This is a genomic window from Streptomyces sp. NPDC127595, assembly GCF_042671685.1.
Classification (GTDB): Bacteria; Actinomycetota; Actinomycetes; order Streptomycetales; family Streptomycetaceae; genus Streptomyces.
In genome coordinates this window covers 799915-815915 of record NZ_JBHXWK010000001.1, presented here as the reverse complement: position 1 = coordinate 815915, position 16001 = coordinate 799915, and the positions used below count along the sequence as shown (strand labels likewise).

Genomic DNA, 16001 nt, shown 5'->3' with positions numbered 1-16001 from the left:
AGTGGCTCGCCTCTACACACGCACCAGTGAAGACGTCATGGCCTCGGAGATCGGCGGCCCACTCCGGTCGGCGGTGGAGAAGCACGCGCGGGAACATCAGCTCGGTGACATCCTCGGTACGGCGCGGTACTGCTGCTCCACGACGAGTGTGCGGCTGAAGAGACCCGGTCTGCTCGCCCGGCTCACCGGCACGGCGAACCAGGACACCGAGCTCCGCACGGTCGTCATGGTCACACGGCATCACCTTGTGGTGGCCGTGGCGGGTGAGAGGCTGGGGACGCTGGTGAGTTCAGCCAGACTGGACGGGCTGAGCGTCACCGCGGAGAGATCCCTGGCGATAGTGGATTTCGGAGCCACGGTCACGGGAGTCTGGTCCGGTACGTCCGTGGGCGCATCCCGATTCCTCGGGCTCAGCGACGACTTGGCGGGGCACACCTTCGTCGATCGGCTCAGCGGGGCGGTCGCCGAGGCGAAGACCGGATGACCACCCCGAATGGCGCCATCACGATGTGCCTCTACGGGCCGGTGGATGCCGCGCCTCTCCTGCTGCACGCCTGCTCGCGACGGTTTGTTACCGACCTCGAAGATCGCGGGGGCCGGCACTCCGGACGGTACGACAGCAGTACGGGTGGGAGACGGGCTGAACGGCCTTGGCGCGACGAGGACTTCGCCGGCCGGTATTCGCGCGTCGGGCGCCGGGTCTCTGACCGGCTCAGCCGGCCACCGTGCACGGTGGCACCGTAGTCGCACGGAAGGGCCGGAGGTCCGAGACGAGGGCGACGCGCCACTGCCCCCGCTCAAGCACCGAAAACCCCGCTCCTGGCCGCGCTACAGCGCACTGTCTCAAGCCCCGCGGGTGGCTCGCGCTGCCTGCCGTCGGGCGACGCGGATGCGGTCGAGCTCGAAGGAGAAGACGACGGACAGGAGCCGGCCGGGTCCGGATTCCGGCGGAATCATGACTCGTTCACCGTCGCACGGAATGTACGCCGGTAGCCCTGAGGTGTGATTCCCAGACGGCGGACGAAGTGGTGGCGCAGGTTGTCGACAGTGCCGAAGCCCGCATGCCGGGCGATGGCGGTGATCGGGTCGTCGGTGGTCTCCAGGTGGTGCTGGGCGAGCAGGACGCGCTGTCCTGTCAGCCATTGCAGCGGGGTGGTCCCTGCTTCCTCCTGGAAGCGACGGGCGAAGGTACGCGGAGACAGGTGAGCGTGGCGGGCCATCGCCTCGACGGTCAGGTTCTGGTCGAGGTGGGCTTCGATCCAGGCCAGTACCGAGGTGAGGGGGCCGGTTGCCTCCCGAGGCTGAGGGCGTTCGCGGTACTGGCGCTGACCGCCTTCCCGGTGCGGGGGTGCGACCATACGACGGGCGATGGCGTTGGCAACGGCACTGCCGTGCTCCTTGCGGACCAGGTGGAGGCAGGCGTCCACACCGGCGGCGGTGCCGGCCCCCGTGATGACCGGGTCCTCGTCGACATAGAGCACGTCCGACTCGACCCGGGCAGACGGGTGACGCCGGGCGAGTTCCTCGGTGTAGCGCCAGTGGGTGGTGCAGCGTCGCCCGTCCAGGAGCCCCGCCTCGCCCAGGAGGAAGGCGCCGGTACAGATGCTCAGGACGCGGGCGCCACGCTCGGTTACGGCGCGCAGCTCATCGGCCAGACGGTCCGGCTGCCGTACACCCAGGTCATAGGCCGGGACACAGACGAGATCCGCGGAGGCGAGCCGCTCCAGGCCGTGAGAAGCCCGCACGTCAAAGCCGTGGCGCGTGGGCACGCTGTCGCCCGTGACCGAGACCAGCGCGAAGTCGTAGACAGGCAGCGCGTCATCGCTCCGGTCAATGCCGAAGACTTCACAGAACACGCCCAGCTCGAAGGCGTGACTGCCTTCGAGGGCAAGGACTGCGACATCGCGAATCATCAGTTCCTGGACTCCTTGCCGACAGGGTTGGCGGTAATTTCAGCCTACCTGTCATTTCTGCCACTATCGTCGCCTGCCCGGCCCTGGAAAGCTTGCGGCCGTTCCCGTTCCAGGCGTGACACCGACAGCTAGGCACCTGATGACCTCGACGCACCTCCTCCCCTCCGCCGAAGCCACTGAACGTTCGTCACAGGCTGCGCAGATCCTCCAAAGGCTCGCGCTCGACGAGGAGTTGAAGCGCCGCGTCCCGAAGGACCCGGTCCTGGGCCCCTTGGCACGTAAGATCGCCCGGCGCTTCGTCGCAGGGGAGAGCCTGGTCGATGCCCAGGACCGCGCGCAGCGCATCATCGCCGACGGCCACCGGGTGAACATCGAGTACATGGGCGAAAGCTGCCGCGATCAGCAGCGAGCCACGACCGAGACCGATGTGTTCCTCGACGCTGCCCGACTCCTGCCGCCGGGCTGCTCGATCTCCCTCGACCTCTCCCACATCGGCCTCGCCGTAAGTGAAGAACTCGCCCTGGCCAACGCCTCCCGCGTCGCGCGGGCCACCGCCGAGACCGGGCGGGAAATGATCATCTCGGCCGAGGGCTCCGACCGCACCGACGCCGTGCTGGCGCTGCACCGCACCCTGTGCGAACAGTTCGACCATGTCGGCATCACCGTCCAGGCACGACTGCACCGCACAGCCGAAGACCTGCGGAGACTTCTCGCCCTTCCTGGCCGCATCCGCCTGGTCAAGGGCGCCTTCCTCGAATCGGAGACCATCGCGTATTCGCGCGACGACCCGGCCCTGACCACTGCCTATCTCGACCACGCGGCACAACTGGCCGACTCAGGCCACCTGTGTTCCTTCGCCACACACGACTGGGACCTGATCCACCGCATTGACCACCGCCTCGGTGGGGCTGGAAGCGGGACCAGTCCCTGGGAATTCGAAACCCTCAGCGGACTCGGGCCCGACCGCCTCGACGCCATGGCGGAGCGAGGCCACCCCACTCGCGAGTACGTCGTCTTCGGCACCGAATGGTGGCTCTACGTCTGCAACAGGATCGCCGAAGACCCCCAGCGCCTGCTCCAGGCCCTCATCGACGCCTCCTCCTGAACCCACCCCCGGCGCTTGGTCGAGGCCAGGTCCGCCGGAACCTCATTCTCGTCCGGGAAGCCGGCCGGCACGGCGTGATGGAAACCGGGACCGTCCAGCCGATGTCTCACCCGCACCGACGGCATACCACCCCCATTGCTCGCCGCCCGATCTGCGCGGCCGCTGCCCTGACAGACGGCGCTCGCGCCTCGGCCGGCAGGCGCCTGACCCTGGGTGAATGACCATCACAACCCTCTTGCATGTTCTGTGCCATACGGCATAAGTTACTGACGGGTAATCGCTTCATTCGCGGGCCATATCGCCATCCGGAAGGTGGTAGGAGGGTGAGTCCTCGCAGGCCTGACAGCCGTGACCGGATGATCCTCAGTGCCGCTGTTCTGCTACGTGAGTCCGGGGCGAGCGCGACCAGCATCGACCGGGTCCTCGCCCACAGTGGAACCCCGCGCGGCTCGGTGCATCATTCTTTTTCCGGCGGGCGGACTCATCTGATCGCCGAGGCCGTGGCACGGGTGGGGGACTTCGTCTCAGGGCTGATCGACGCCGCCATGTTCTCATTGCCGCCGTCGAAGGTGCGGTGATCAGGTGCCGGACCGAGCAGAGCACCGCCCCGATCGGGGCAGCCGCGGCCGAGATCCGCGACCTGCTCCGGTACGCCCCGCGTGAGCGCCCCGGAGCGAGTCACTGCCCTGGCCGTAGCCGTAACCGCTACACCTCTTCAACTCGAAGGAGTCGCAATGCCCTCGCTCGACCGTCAGGACAACGTCTTCGTCCTCAACCTCGGCGACGGGGAGAACCGCTTTCACCCCGACTGGCTCACAGCTGTCAGCGCCGCACTCGACGAGGTGGAGAAGGCGGACGGCCCCCGCGCCCTGGTCACCACCGCCACAGGCAAGTTCTACTCCAACGGACTCGACCTGGACTGGCTGTTCGCCCATACCGACCAGCACCAGGACTACGTCGTCTCGGTCCATTCGCTGTTCGCGCGGATGCTGTCGCTGCCGGTCATCACGGTGGCCGCGCTGCAGGGACACACCTTCGCCGCCGGTGCGATGTTCTCCCTCGCCCACGACTTCCGCGTCATGCGTGCGGACCGCGGCTACTGGTGCCTGCCCGAAGCGGACATCAACATCCCCTTCACCCCCGGCATGACCGCTCTCATCCAGTCCCGGCTGGCCCCGCAGACCGCGCACGAGGCCATGACCACCGCCCGCCGCTACGGTGGTGCCGCAGCCGCGGCCGTCGGCATCGTCGACCATGCGCTCCCCGAGGACGCCGTACGCTCCACCGCGATCGAGATCGCCCAAGCACAGGTGAACAAGGCCGGCGACACACTCGCCATCATCAAGGCACGGATGTACGCCCTGGCCATGGCCACCCTGCGCGACACCAGCAACCCACTCGGCTGACCAGCACCCCCACCAAGCCCACCTCGCGCGCACGGGACAATTTCACCGCGGGGACCAAGTCACCCCAGCCGCCCGCCGCGCGAGGACGCAGGCGGCACGAGCAGGACCGGAAGGGTGCCCGCCGCAGCCCTGGGCAACCCTGCGCATCAGCTCTCACGCCGGCGAACAGCTCAGCCTGTACAGGCGATCATCGCGGGGCGGCCGGCCGAACACCGACGGCCAGAGCCTCCGGGTGCTGATGGAGCACGCGGGAAGGCGTGACACCGAGTGTCTTGGCAAGTTCGCGTCGGTCGATGACACCGAGCTTGGCGTAGACGTGGTGGAGGTGGTTGTCGACGGTGCGTACCGACAGATCCAGAGCCTGGGCGATGTCCTTGCTCGATGTGCCGGTCGCCGCGAGCAGAGCGATCTGCCGCTCGCGGGCGGTGAGCGGTGCGGTGACCTCGGCAGTCGCCAGGACTGGGGTGCGGGCGCCCTCGCAGCGCACCGCGACAGCGGCGGCGCGGGTACTCGCCGCGGCCGCTGCGCGGGGCCGCCCGGTGCGTCGCAGGGCTGCGGCGGCTGCCGCGGCGGCTTCGGCGGCGAGCAGGTCCGCGCCGGCCGACTCGCATGCGTCGGCTGCCCGCAGGAGCTGGTCCGGGTCATCGGCGGCCAGCGCTGCGGCCAGCTCGGCGCGGGCAGGGGCGAGTGCCCCGTCGCACAGCGTCGCGAGTTCGGCGAGCCGGCCGGCGGCTTCCTTCGGGCCGCCGAGACGGGCGACATCGGTGAGCAGCATGGCCTCGGCGGTGACGTGACCGGTTTCCCGGGCTTCCCCGGCGGCCGCGACGAGCATGGCCCGTGCTGGTGCGAGATGACCACGGGACGCCAGCAGCCACGCCTCGCCCAGCCGCTCCTCACCGACGGAAAAGATGCGCGGGGGCAGGGTCGGAGCGGCTTGGTACTCGGCCAGGGCCGCCTCTGCCGCGTCGGTATCCCCGAGCAGAGCGGCACAGGCGGCCAGACCGCTCAGAGCCGGGCGCAGCGCGATGGCACCGTCGACCGTGCGGGCGAGTGCGGCGGCTTCTGAGTACCAGCGGCGCGCACCGGCGGGGTGGCCGGCCAGCCACTCGATACGGCCGGAGGAGACGGCGGACCATATCCGGCCGGTCGTGCTGGAGACGGTGTGTTCGCTGTACGCGCGGTGACCCATGCGGCAGGCGTCGGCCAGCCGACCGGTTTCGGCGAGCGCGAGTGCGAGGGGTCCCAGTTGGGTGGCCGGGTGTTTGACGAGAACGTGGGCACCGACCCGCAGATGGGTGGCATAGGCGTGTTCGGAACAAGCCACGGCTTCACGGGTACGTCCCACCAGGGCGAGTCCGGTCGATCTGGCGAACGCGGCCCGCAGCCAGGCGGTCCTGTCGGGTGCCTGGCCCATGTCCGCTTCCATGTCGTCCAGCAGGGGCAGTCCTTGGGTGGGCTGTCCTGCCGCGATGCGCAGGAAACCTTCGTTGAACCGCAGGCTGCGGCGGGTGGCGGGCTGGTGAACCTGCGCGAGGGCGGCGTTGTTGACCGCCAGTGCCTCGGTGACGTCGGCGTTGCCCCACAGCAGGTTCGCGGTCCTGGACAGAACGATCATGAGCCTGTCCTGGTCGTCGGCGAGCAGCGCGTCGGCCTCGGCGAGCGCCGCTTCGGCCTGGTCCCACTTTCCCCACTGGGCCAGCGCCTCGCCGATCATGAGACGCACCGCTGCTGTTCTGTCGTCCTCCGGCAGGGCTTGCAGGAGGGCGACGGTCCGGGGGTAGTCGTGCGCGTGGCGGGCCAGCACCGCGGCCTGGGTGAGGAGGGCCGGATCCGCGGTGCCGGTGGCGGCGAGCCGCCAGATGGCGATGTGCAGGGGGTCGTCGCGTCGGCGGGCGCCATGGGATTCGACCCTGGCGGCCTGCTGAACCAACAGCGCATGGCGGCGCAGAGCCGGCAGGCCGGCGCGCAGCACCTCCCCGTACAGGGGGTGGGCCAGCGTCACCGTGGCGCGTCGCAGGTCCTGCGCGATGTTTATCAGACCTGCGTGTTCCAGGCCGACGAGCGTGTCCGGCGGGGCAAGGCTTTCCGCGTCCCCCAGAGGGAGCGGCTCGCACAACGCCAGCAGTTCCAGGACCGCCCGCCCGGCGGGACAGGCGAGGGCCAGCCGGGCGCCGATCAGCTCGGTCAGCCGCGGAGTGCCTGGCAGCCGGCCTTCGCGCAGGACCCAGATCTCCCCGTCACTGACGAGGTCACCGGAGGTCATCGCGCCGTGGACCAGTTCGCGCAGGTAGAGCACGTTGCCGCCGCTGGCGGTCCACAGCTGGTGCAGGGTGCGTCGGCCTACGGGGCCACCGAGCGCCGCCTGCAACAGCGCCTCGACCTGTTCCTGATCCAGTTCGATCAGCTCGGCCCGGCGGACCGTGTCACCGGCGCGGAGTGCCTCGACGGCCGGCGTGAGCGGTTCACCAGTGCGTACGGTGCCGATCACCAGGATCGAGCCGGTGGCCATCAACTGCTGCAACAGCATCGCGGAGGCGGCGTCCAGCAGATGGAGGTCGTCGATCAGCAGCACCCACCGGCGGCGCCGCGGCCCGGCCAGCGCGTCCGAAACCGCGGCGAACCCGGCCGCCGGGTCGGACATGTCCAGTCCGGCGGGCAGCAGGTGCGCGACCGCCCCCAGCGGCACCGCACCGGCCGCCGCGCTCGCCGTCGCCCGTGCCACCTCGAAGCCCGCGCCGACAGCCCGGACCAGGAACTCATCCGCCAACCGGGACTTTCCGACACCGGCAGGACCGTCGATCATGAACCCACGGCACCGTCGGTCCGCCAACGCCCCAGCGAAGGCCTCCAGTTCGGCTCCACGCCCCACCAACGGCCAACGCCCCAGCTGACGTTGCACTCCCACCACTCCCCCAGGGTTCTGCTGACCTTCTCAAGCTCGCGCGGACCGACCGGCCACCTTCGAGGCGGCCAACGGCCGGACTGCATGGACATGTGAACCGCTCCGGGGCGGTGCGATATACGGGGCCCCAGCGGTGACATCGGGCCCCGCGCACATCACGTTCAGGGCAAGCGACGCTACGTATCCCGGCAAGCTTCACAACACAACAACCTTAGTTGCACAACTAAGGTTGTCAAGCTGACAACAGGCCCATGAGACCTGTCGAATCGCACGACCTGGACACCGGACACCTCGCGCTCTTCGTCGGCTCCGCGGCCGCCGCTCCCGGAGCGCCTCGAACCTCCGGCTGCCAGGGCGGGCTGTCGCGTCGGCCGCGCGCTCGCGGAGCGCGGGTTGCCGGCCGCTCCATCTCCAGCCTGCAGCCGACCCATGCGACCCGCACCGGCGCTGTCCGGCGACCCTCACTCACCCGGAGTTTGGGCATCATGCTGAAGCCAGACGTAGTTGACAGGCTGGACCGCGTTCCAGCTGTCGGCGAGGCCGTCGTCGACCGGGACGAATCCAGCGCCTCGATAGCAACGCAGAGCAGTCTCGTTGGCCGGATGCACTCGCATGAAGACGTCGGAGTAGCCCGCCCCGAGAGCCTGCGCGAGCAGCCCTCGTACCAGTACACGGCCGAGCCCTCTCCCGCGGATGTCGGGGTCCACGATGATCCGGGCGAGCTCGACCTCGTCTTCCTCGGCATCGAACCACAGCTCCCCGTAACCAACGATCGTGTGATCCTCGGCAAGGACGTGGGCCTGCACGCCTTCGTCCTGCTGCCAGTGAGTGACGGTCTGCGCGGGCACGGGGAACTCCGGCCGCCCGCACCACATGACGACCTCGTCGGGAGAGGTCGGCCAGCCCGCCACCGTAGCGGCGTGAGCGGCGGCAAAGGGAAGGAGATCCATAGGTGTCGATCCGTTCAAGGTCGTGATCTGATGGCGGCCTGGAAGCCGCCCACGAACAGCGCACCACGACCTGCGGTCAGGTCACCGGTGAATTCCTTGGCGGCTAACGCATTGAGGTGTCGATAGGACGGAGGCATACGATCTCCCGCGGCCGGTCCGCAGTGGCTGCTCATGCCTCGACGCTAGGCGAATTCGACCGACGGATCATGGGCCAATCCCGGTAATGCGGTCTGGGAGAACACCGTGCGACGCGTCCCCGGTGCGGGTGTACTTGGTGCGGGTGTACTTGGTGCGGGTGTACTTGGTGCAGGTGTACTTGGTGCGGGTGTGGTCGCCCGCTCCTCGGAATTCAGTGTCCTACGGTCCCTGGCACGCACGTCGACGGCGGCCGGCTCGCCCGGAGTTGGCCGGTGCCAGGGAAAGGTGACGCGCGCCGGCCGACTGCCCTTGGCGTGTGCAGCTGCCCGCCAGGCGTCTCCTGCCGGGCAGGCTCAGGGGCGATTCCAGTCCTGTCGCCTGGCCCAGGCGTTCAAGGTCGTGGTCACGGCGTTCATCACGGCGGTGTCCGGTGCTGGAGCCGAGGGTGTCACCGGCGGGGGCGGGGCATAGGCGGCGGCGATGCCCGCGGCGGCTTCGGTCCCGAGTTGTGGTGCCGGCATCTGCTCGTGCTCGCCGGGGTTGTCTATTCGTTCTCAGGCGTGTCGAACAGGGCGCTGACCGACTCACCGTTGTGAATGCGCCGCACGGCCTCGGCGAGCGCCGGGGCGATGGACAGGACCCGCAGCTTCTCGGTGTGTTCCTCGGCCGGGATCGGCACGGTGTTCGTGCAGACGATCTCCAGGACGTCGGGCTGGTCACTGAGCCGCTTGAGCGCGCCCGCCGCGAACAGTCCGTGGGTGCAGGCGACCCGGATGGAGCGCGGCCCCAGGTCCCTCAGCCGGTCGAGCAGTTCGAGGACGGTGCTGCCCTTGGCGATCTCGTCGTCGAGGACGATGACATCCCGGTCGGTGACGTCACCGATGACGGAACTGATGCTCACCCGGTCGTCGGCGAACCGCTGCTTGGCGCCTGCGGCCACCTGGGCGCCGATCAGCCGCGCGAAGTGGGCGGCCTCCTTGGCGTTGCCCAGGTCCGGCGAGACGACCGTCGTACGCGACAGGTCGTAGTGCCGGAAGTGCGCGGCAAGTTCGCGCAGGGCGTGGAGATGGTCGACCGGTACGGAGAAGAACCCGTGGACCTGCGGGGAGTGCAGGGTCACGGCCAGCACCCGGCTCGCTCCCGCCGCCACCAGCAGATCCGCGACCAGCCGCCCGCCGAGCGAGATCCTCGGCATGTCCTTCTTGTCAGAGCGGGCGTAGGAGTAGTGCGGCATGACGACGGTGATCCGCCCTGCGGACGCGCCGCGCGCCGCGTCGCACATCAGCAGCAGCTCGACGAGATTTTCCTGCACCGGCTTGACCAGCGGCTGGACGAGGAAGACATCGCGCTCCCGGCAGTTGGCCTGGAGCTGCACTTCCAGACAGTCGTTGGCGAACCGGCTGGTGCGGCTCGGGCTGAGGGGCACACCGAGATGCGCGCAGACCTCGGCGGCCAGCTCGGGATGGGCACTACCGCTGAACACGGCGATATCACGCACGGACGCTCCTCGCATGATCGAACAGGATGCGCCGCCGGTCGGCATGATCGATCCGGGATGCCTGCCTCATGCTACTTGCCCCTGCCTGGTGCCCCCACCGGGGAAAAACGCGGACCCATGGCGTGATGAGCTGCACACAGTGCGTAGGACAGATGCGGTACATGGTGCAGACGCAGTGGGGGGTTCCGCCGTACGTGAGCTGCCGGGTACGCAGGGGGCCACAAACGCCCGGTGCGCCTGGTCGCGAAGATCACGGGTATGCCCGTCCGGCGGTACGCAAGGGTGCGGCCTGCCCCGGAATGGTCACCTGATGCAGGGGGCAAAGGGGCCGAACCCGCCGCCTCGGGCCGTCCGGTCCCCGGCGCGCCGGAGCAGACACACCGCGCCGGTCGGACCCCGCGCATCCATCACCGGCACGCGCTGCCAACAGGTGGGCCTACCAAGGGATTTGAGGGGCATCCGGTTAGCAGAAAGGGAGGACCGTAGACATGACGACGTCCATCAAGCGCTTGCCCGGGTGGGCGAAGGTGCTCAGCGCCTTCGTGCTGGTGCTCGTGGTGCTCTTCGCCGGCCTGCGGCTGGCTGTTCTGCCGGGGCTGCGCGATGTGTTCGGCACCGAGACCAACGACCGCAGCGGCCCCACGCTCCTCAAGTCCATCCAGGACATGAGCCGTTACGACGCCGCCTCAGGGAACTTCCAGGTGGTCGTGGATCTGGAGAAGGACGCCAAGTACCTCCCGGACGCGCTCCGCGGCACCCGCACCCTGTACGTGGGCGCCGGCACGGTCGACTCGTATGTCGACCTCGGCAAGATCGACGACAAGGACGTGGTGGTCAACGAGGACCGCACCTCGGCCACGCTCCGGCTGCCGCACGCTGCGCTGGGCAAGCCCGCGCTCGACCCCGACAACTCGTACGCCGTCTCCAAGCAGCGCGGACTCCTCGACCGGATCGGCGACATCTTCTCGGACAACCCGAACGGCGAGCAGGCCGTGCAGCAGCTCGCGGTCAAGCACATCGGCGACGCCGCCAAGGAGAGCCATCTCACCGCGCGCGCCGAGGAGAACACCACCAGCATGCTCGAAGGCCTGCTGACCTCACTCGGTTTCACGGAGGTGAAGGTCACCTACGGCACATGAGCCGCGCCCGGGCGTAGAACTCTTCCGGCCGCCGCGTCCTTCGACATCGATCCGCCCATCGCGGGTAGTCGGCTTTATCCACAGACAGTTGAAACATGGAGGATCGCATGCTGCGTACGGCGTTGCGTGCTCGTACCGCGAAGTCGGGTCGCCAGCCGTCCACGCGGAAGCAGGAACAGGGACGAAAGCCGGCAGGTGGACGGGAGCCGGCACGGGCGCGGGGAGCACTCCCCCTTCCTGTGCGGCTGTTGGTCATGCTGCTGGCCCTCGGGGCGATGGTCGCGTTCGCCGCCGCACTGGCCCGGGTCACCCTGGAGCCGTCCCCGGCGTCAGAGGCCCTGATCCACACCAATCTGCACCCCGGCCGTTCCCTCAACGCCTATCTCAACCAGCCGGAAATGCGCGACGCCTTCCGGCAGATCGGCGGGAACATCCTGCTCGGTGTGCCCTTCGGACTGCTGCTGCCCGTGCTGGCGCCCAAGACCCGGGGAGTCCTGCGCGTCGTGCTGCTGACCGCGGTGGTCATGCTGCTGGTCGAGATGCTCCAGGGGGCGCTCATCACCGGGCGGGCCTTCGACATCGACGACGTGATCCTCAACACGACCGGGGCCCTGCTGGGTTATCTGCTGCTCGGGCGGCGTCTCGGCCGGGCGGTGCACGGGCGTCGTCGCACGCGAAACACATCCAAGAACGCCTGAGGCGGCAGTGTGAATGTTTGGTCCGGACCAGGACCTTGACACCCCCTTACCTCACTTCTTAAATCAAGAGGCAAAGCATGTACCCCCCACCTCAGTCGACCCGCCCCTCTCCCCGGGTCGCGTACAGAAGGGAGAGTCGTGGTTTCTCCGCGCCTGCTCCGAAGATGCCTCTTTGCCGCGCTTTCCTCCGCCCTCATCGCGTCCGCAGCCATCGCTCCCGCGCAGGCGGGTCCGGCAGCGGCCGATGACGTGAGTGCCGCGGCCGTGGTGTTCCAGGACACGTTCGACGGCTCCGCCGGATGGGCTGTGGACCCCAACAAGTGGCAGATCGAGACCGGCGACAACGTCAACAACGCCGAGCGGCAGATGTACACGGCCGGTGCCAACAACGCGGCGCTGGACGGCCAGGGCCACCTGGTCATCACCGCCCGTAAGGACAATCCGGCCAACTACCAGTGCTGGTACGGAACGTGCCAGTACACCTCGGCCCGGCTGAACACCGCCGGCAAGTTCACGGCGCAGTACGGCCGTGTCGAGGCCACGCTGAAGGTTCCGCGCGGGCAGGGCATGTGGCCCGCGTTCTGGATGCTCGGCAACGACCTCGGTTCGGTCGGCTGGCCCGCGTCGGGTGAGATCGATGTCATGGAGAACGTCGGCTACGAGCCGTCGACCATCCACGGCACGATCCACGGACCGGGATACTCCGGCTCGACCGGTATCGGCGCCGGGTACACCCTGCCGAACGGCCAGCAGTTCGCGGACGCTTTCCACACGTTCGCGGTCGACTGGGCGCCCAACTCGATCAAGTGGTCAGTGGACGGCGTCGTCTACCAGACGCGTACGCCCGCCGATGTCGGCGGCAACGCGTGGGTGTTCAACAAGCCGTTCTTCCTGATCCTCAACCTCGCGGTCGGCGGCTACTGGCCCGGCGACCCGAACAGCTCCACCGTCTTCCCGCAGTACCTCGTCGTCGACCAGGTGAAGGTGACGACGAGCGACACCTCGGCCGTCGGGGTCCCGATCAAGGGCCTCGCGGGCAAGTGTGTGGACGTTGCCGGGGGCAGCTCGACCAACGGCGCCGCCGTACAGCTCTACGACTGCAACTCGAGCGCGGCCCAGCAGTGGACGGTCGGTTCGGACGGCACGATCCGCGCGCTGGGCAAGTGCCTCGATGTCACGAGCGGTGGCACGGCGGACGGTTCGACCGTGCAGCTCTACGACTGCAACGGGAGCGCAGCCCAGCAATGGGTGGTCAGTTCGGCCAATGACATCGTGAACCCCCAGGCCAACAAGTGCCTGGATGTCACGGGTAACAACTCGGCCAATGCCACACGTCTGCAGATCTGGACGTGCACCGGCGCAGCCAACCAGAAGTGGACGGTTGGCTGACAGACCGCCCGGGCGGGCAAGCGGAGGGTCCGGCAGGGTTCATTCCTGCCGGGCCTTTCGTGTTCCCCTGCCCTCAGCGGCGTCCGCGCGGCAGCCAGGTCAGCTTGTCGCCGCCCACCCAGCGCACCACGGCCGGGTCGTCGAGGTCGTGGACGGTGATGCCGTAGGCCGCGGCCGTCGTCAGTACGTCGATGAGCGCCTGAGCCCGGGCGACCACTTCGCCGTCGATCTCCATGATCCGGAACGGCGGCGTCCCCGGCTGTACCCCGAGCACCACGATCCGCGGGTAGGAGAGGTGGGGGCTCGCGATTTCGGTCATGTCACGAGCGTAGAACGGTTCCCTCCGGCCGGCGGCCGCTCATGCGGAGCTCCGGCGCCCCGGCGGCCCTTGTACGGCGGAACGGCGGGAGAAGGCGGGTTCGCCCAGCCGGGTGAGGGTTCCCGCTTCCGGCCCACGGCGGCCATCCGCCGTGCGGGCCGGCGACGGCTGGGCAAGGCTTGGGGGAAGGGAGGTGCCCATGGATCCCGTCGAGGCGCTGGACCGGATCGCGTTCCTGCTGGAGCGGGATCAGGCCCCCACTTATCGCGTACGTGCCTTCCGCACCGCTGCGGCCGTGCTGGCGGCGCTTCCCGAGGCCGAGGTGGCGGAGCGCGCGGCCACCGGGTCGCTGGAGTCGCTCAAGGGCGTCGGCCCCAAGACGGCGCAGGTCGTGCGTGAGGCGCTGGCCGGTCAGGTGCCGGGCTATCTGGAGAAGCTGGAGCAGGCGGCCGGGGCGCCGCTCGCCCAGGGGGGTGAGCGGCTGCGGGCCCTGCTCCGCGGCGACTGTCATCTGCACTCCGACTGGTCGGACGGCGGCAGCCCGATCGAGGAGATGGGCAGGACCGCGGCGCGACTCGGCCACGAGTGGGCGGTGCTCACGGACCACTCCCCGCGGCTGACCGTGGCGCGCGGGCTGTCCCCGGAGCGGCTGCGCGAGCAGCTTGCCGTGGTCGCGGAACTCAACCGGCGGTGGGCGCCCTTCCGGCTGCTCACCGGTATCGAGTGCGACATCCTCGACGACGGATCGCTCGACCAGGACCCGGAGTTGCTTGACCTGCTCGATGTGGTGGTGGTGTCCGTGCACTCCAAGCTGCGCATGGACGCGCGGCCGATGACCCGCCGTATGGTCGCCGCCGTACGCAATCCGCTGGCGGACGTGCTCGGGCACTGCACGGGGCGTCTGGTCACCGGGCGCGGCCGGCCCGAGTCGGAGTTCGACGCGGACGCGGTCTTCGCGGCCTGTGCGGAGTCCGGTACGGCCGTGGAGATCAACAGCCGCCCCGAACGTCTCGACCCACCGCGCCGGCTGCTGCGCCGTGCGGTCGCCGCGGGCGTGCTGTTCTCCGTGGACACCGACGCGCACGCCCCCGGCCAGCTCGACTGGCAGATCCACGGCTGCGCTCGGGCCGAGGAGTGCGGGGTGCCCGCGGAGCGCGTGATCACCACGTGGACGACCGACGAACTGCTGTCCTGGACCAGGGACCGGACGGCCCCGGCACGCGCGAGCGGCGCCTGACGTCACCGCTCTGCCCCCAGAGTGCCTGTGGTGACCTACATCACCGAGGGCGAGGGCGCCCCGGGGAACACTCACCGGTGGTTCTCCGTTGAACAAACCGTGGGTACGGATGGAACAGTGTCCCCGGGCCTAACCTTTCGCCCACAGGGAAGATCGTTCGGCTGAAGCCCTGTGGAGCCTCCGCCGTGAGGCGACCGCCGTCCGTGCCCACCCCATGACGACCCCGACCGAGATTCCCCCGTCCGGTCGGGGTCTTTCCATGCCCGCCCGGGTGGCGGCCTCCGCTTGACTTCGAGTGCGCTCCAATTCGTAGCGTTCGAGGCATGACCACTGCACAGCACAAGATCGGTTCGGGATTCGGCGCCCGGAGCACCGCCGACGAGGTCCTTCAGGGCATCGACCTCTCCGGAAAGCTGGCGATCGTCACGGGCGGGTACTCGGGCCTCGGCCTGGAGACGACGCGCGCTCTCACCAAGGCGGGCGCCCATGTCGTCGTCCCCGCGCGGCGCCCGTCCACCGCCCGCGAGGCCGTGGACGGCATCGAGGGCGTCGAGGTGGACGAACTCGACCTGGGCGACCTCGACAGCGTCCGCGCCTTCGCCGAGCGGTTCCTCTCCTCGGGCCGGACCGTCGACCTCGTCATCAACAACGCCGGGATCATGGCCTGCCCCGAGACCCGCGTCGGGCCCGGCTGGGAGGCGCAGTTCGCGACCAACCACCTCGGCCACTACGCGCTCGTCAACCGGCTCTGGCCGGCGATCGCACCCGGCGGAGCGCGTGTGGTCTCCGTGTCCTCGGCCGGTCACCACAACTCGGCGATCCGCTGGGACGACGTGGAGTTCAAGACCGGCTACGACAAGTGGGAGGCGTACGGACAGGCGAAGACGGCGAACGTGCTGTTCGCCGTCCAGCTCGACCGGCTCGGCCAGGAGTCCGGCGTACGGGCCTTCTCGCTCCACCCCGGTGGCATCCTCACGCCGCTCCAGCGTCACCTCGCCAAGGCGGAGATGGTGGAGCGCGGCTGGATCGACGAGGACGGCGAGCCGCTGCACCCCGAGGCCTTCAAGTCACCGGAGCAGGGCGCGGCCACCCAGGTCTGGGCGGCGACCTCCCCGCAACTGGCCGGCATGGGCGGGGTGTACTGCGAGGACTGCGACATCGCCGAGCCCGCTCCGGCGGAGGAGCGGACCGGCGTCAAGGCGTACGCGATCGACCCCGAACAGGCCGCACGCCTGTGGGAGTTGTCGGCGGAGCTGACCGGAGTGAACGCGTTCGCGTGACGTTCGTTGCGTGACGTTCGTTCGTGC

Annotated in this window: 14 protein-coding genes; 9 read left to right on the top strand and 5 right to left on the bottom strand. The window is 69.2% G+C overall.

Annotated features, from left to right (window positions below):
- Position 1: 1 nt before the first annotated feature.
- On the top strand, positions 2-484 hold the full coding sequence (locus tag ACFVKT_RS03410) for a hypothetical protein (protein WP_385727046.1): 483 nt from the start codon (positions 2-4) through the stop codon (positions 482-484).
- A gap of 469 nt (positions 485-953) precedes the next feature.
- On the opposite strand, the gene ACFVKT_RS03405 is transcribed toward ACFVKT_RS03410, so the two are convergent.
- Positions 954-1913, bottom strand: coding sequence for a GlxA family transcriptional regulator (locus ACFVKT_RS03405; protein WP_385727044.1), 960 nt, complete (start codon positions 1911-1913; stop codon positions 954-956).
- 115 nt (positions 1914-2028) lie between these two features.
- Between ACFVKT_RS03405 and ACFVKT_RS03400 the strand changes: the two genes are divergently transcribed.
- The 3 genes from ACFVKT_RS03400 (at position 2029) to ACFVKT_RS03390 (ending at position 4424) form a co-directional block, all read left to right on the top strand.
- Positions 2029-3018, top strand: coding sequence for a proline dehydrogenase family protein (locus ACFVKT_RS03400; protein ID WP_385727042.1), 990 nt, complete (start codon positions 2029-2031; stop codon positions 3016-3018).
- A gap of 356 nt (positions 3019-3374) precedes the next feature.
- Positions 3375-3596 (top strand): hypothetical protein, encoded by a 222-nt coding sequence (locus ACFVKT_RS03395; RefSeq protein ID WP_385727040.1) that lies wholly within the window; start codon positions 3375-3377, stop codon positions 3594-3596.
- Positions 3597-3752: 156 nt separating this feature from the next.
- Complete coding sequence (locus ACFVKT_RS03390) at positions 3753-4424, top strand: enoyl-CoA hydratase-related protein (protein WP_385727038.1); 672 nt, start codon at positions 3753-3755, stop codon at positions 4422-4424.
- A 187-nt stretch (positions 4425-4611) separates the two neighbouring features.
- Here the strand turns inward: ACFVKT_RS03390 and ACFVKT_RS03385 are convergent, their stop codons facing one another.
- The 3 genes from ACFVKT_RS03385 to ACFVKT_RS03375 all read right to left on the bottom strand — a co-directional run bounded on the left by ACFVKT_RS03385 (position 4612) and on the right by ACFVKT_RS03375 (position 9912).
- A complete protein-coding gene (locus ACFVKT_RS03385; RefSeq protein WP_385728118.1) occupies positions 4612-7293 on the bottom strand; it encodes a LuxR C-terminal-related transcriptional regulator in 2682 nt (893 codons plus the stop codon).
- A 494-nt stretch (positions 7294-7787) separates the two neighbouring features.
- Entirely contained in the window at positions 7788-8276 is a 489-nt protein-coding gene (locus tag ACFVKT_RS03380) for a GNAT family N-acetyltransferase (protein ID WP_385727036.1), read from the bottom strand.
- 682 nt (positions 8277-8958) lie between these two features.
- Positions 8959-9912 (bottom strand): ribose-phosphate diphosphokinase, encoded by a 954-nt coding sequence (locus tag ACFVKT_RS03375; protein WP_385727034.1) that lies wholly within the window; start codon positions 9910-9912, stop codon positions 8959-8961.
- Between the two features lie 488 nt (positions 9913-10400).
- Between ACFVKT_RS03375 and ACFVKT_RS03370 the strand changes: the two genes are divergently transcribed.
- The 3 genes from ACFVKT_RS03370 to ACFVKT_RS03360 all read left to right on the top strand — a co-directional run bounded on the left by ACFVKT_RS03370 (position 10401) and on the right by ACFVKT_RS03360 (position 13138).
- On the top strand, positions 10401-11051 hold the full coding sequence (locus tag ACFVKT_RS03370; protein ID WP_385727032.1) for a DUF4230 domain-containing protein: 651 nt from the start codon (positions 10401-10403) through the stop codon (positions 11049-11051).
- A 107-nt stretch (positions 11052-11158) separates the two neighbouring features.
- Positions 11159-11749 (top strand): VanZ family protein, encoded by a 591-nt coding sequence (locus ACFVKT_RS03365; RefSeq protein ID WP_385728116.1) that lies wholly within the window; start codon positions 11159-11161, stop codon positions 11747-11749.
- Between the two features lie 138 nt (positions 11750-11887).
- The gene (locus tag ACFVKT_RS03360; protein ID WP_385727030.1) at positions 11888-13138 is read left to right on the top strand and encodes a ricin-type beta-trefoil lectin domain protein; all 1251 of its coding nucleotides are present in this window, start codon (positions 11888-11890) and stop codon (positions 13136-13138) included.
- A 73-nt stretch (positions 13139-13211) separates the two neighbouring features.
- Here the strand turns inward: ACFVKT_RS03360 and ACFVKT_RS03355 are convergent, their stop codons facing one another.
- Entirely contained in the window at positions 13212-13457 is a 246-nt protein-coding gene (locus ACFVKT_RS03355; RefSeq protein ID WP_385727028.1) for a hypothetical protein, read from the bottom strand.
- A 199-nt stretch (positions 13458-13656) separates the two neighbouring features.
- Here ACFVKT_RS03355 and ACFVKT_RS03350 point away from each other — a divergent pair, with 199 nt between their 5' ends.
- The gene (locus ACFVKT_RS03350; RefSeq protein ID WP_385727026.1) at positions 13657-14694 is read left to right on the top strand and encodes a PHP domain-containing protein; all 1038 of its coding nucleotides are present in this window, start codon (positions 13657-13659) and stop codon (positions 14692-14694) included.
- Between the two features lie 323 nt (positions 14695-15017).
- A complete protein-coding gene (locus ACFVKT_RS03345) occupies positions 15018-15974 on the top strand; it encodes an SDR family NAD(P)-dependent oxidoreductase (RefSeq protein WP_385727024.1) in 957 nt (318 codons plus the stop codon).
- The last annotated feature ends 27 nt before the right edge of the window (positions 15975-16001 follow it).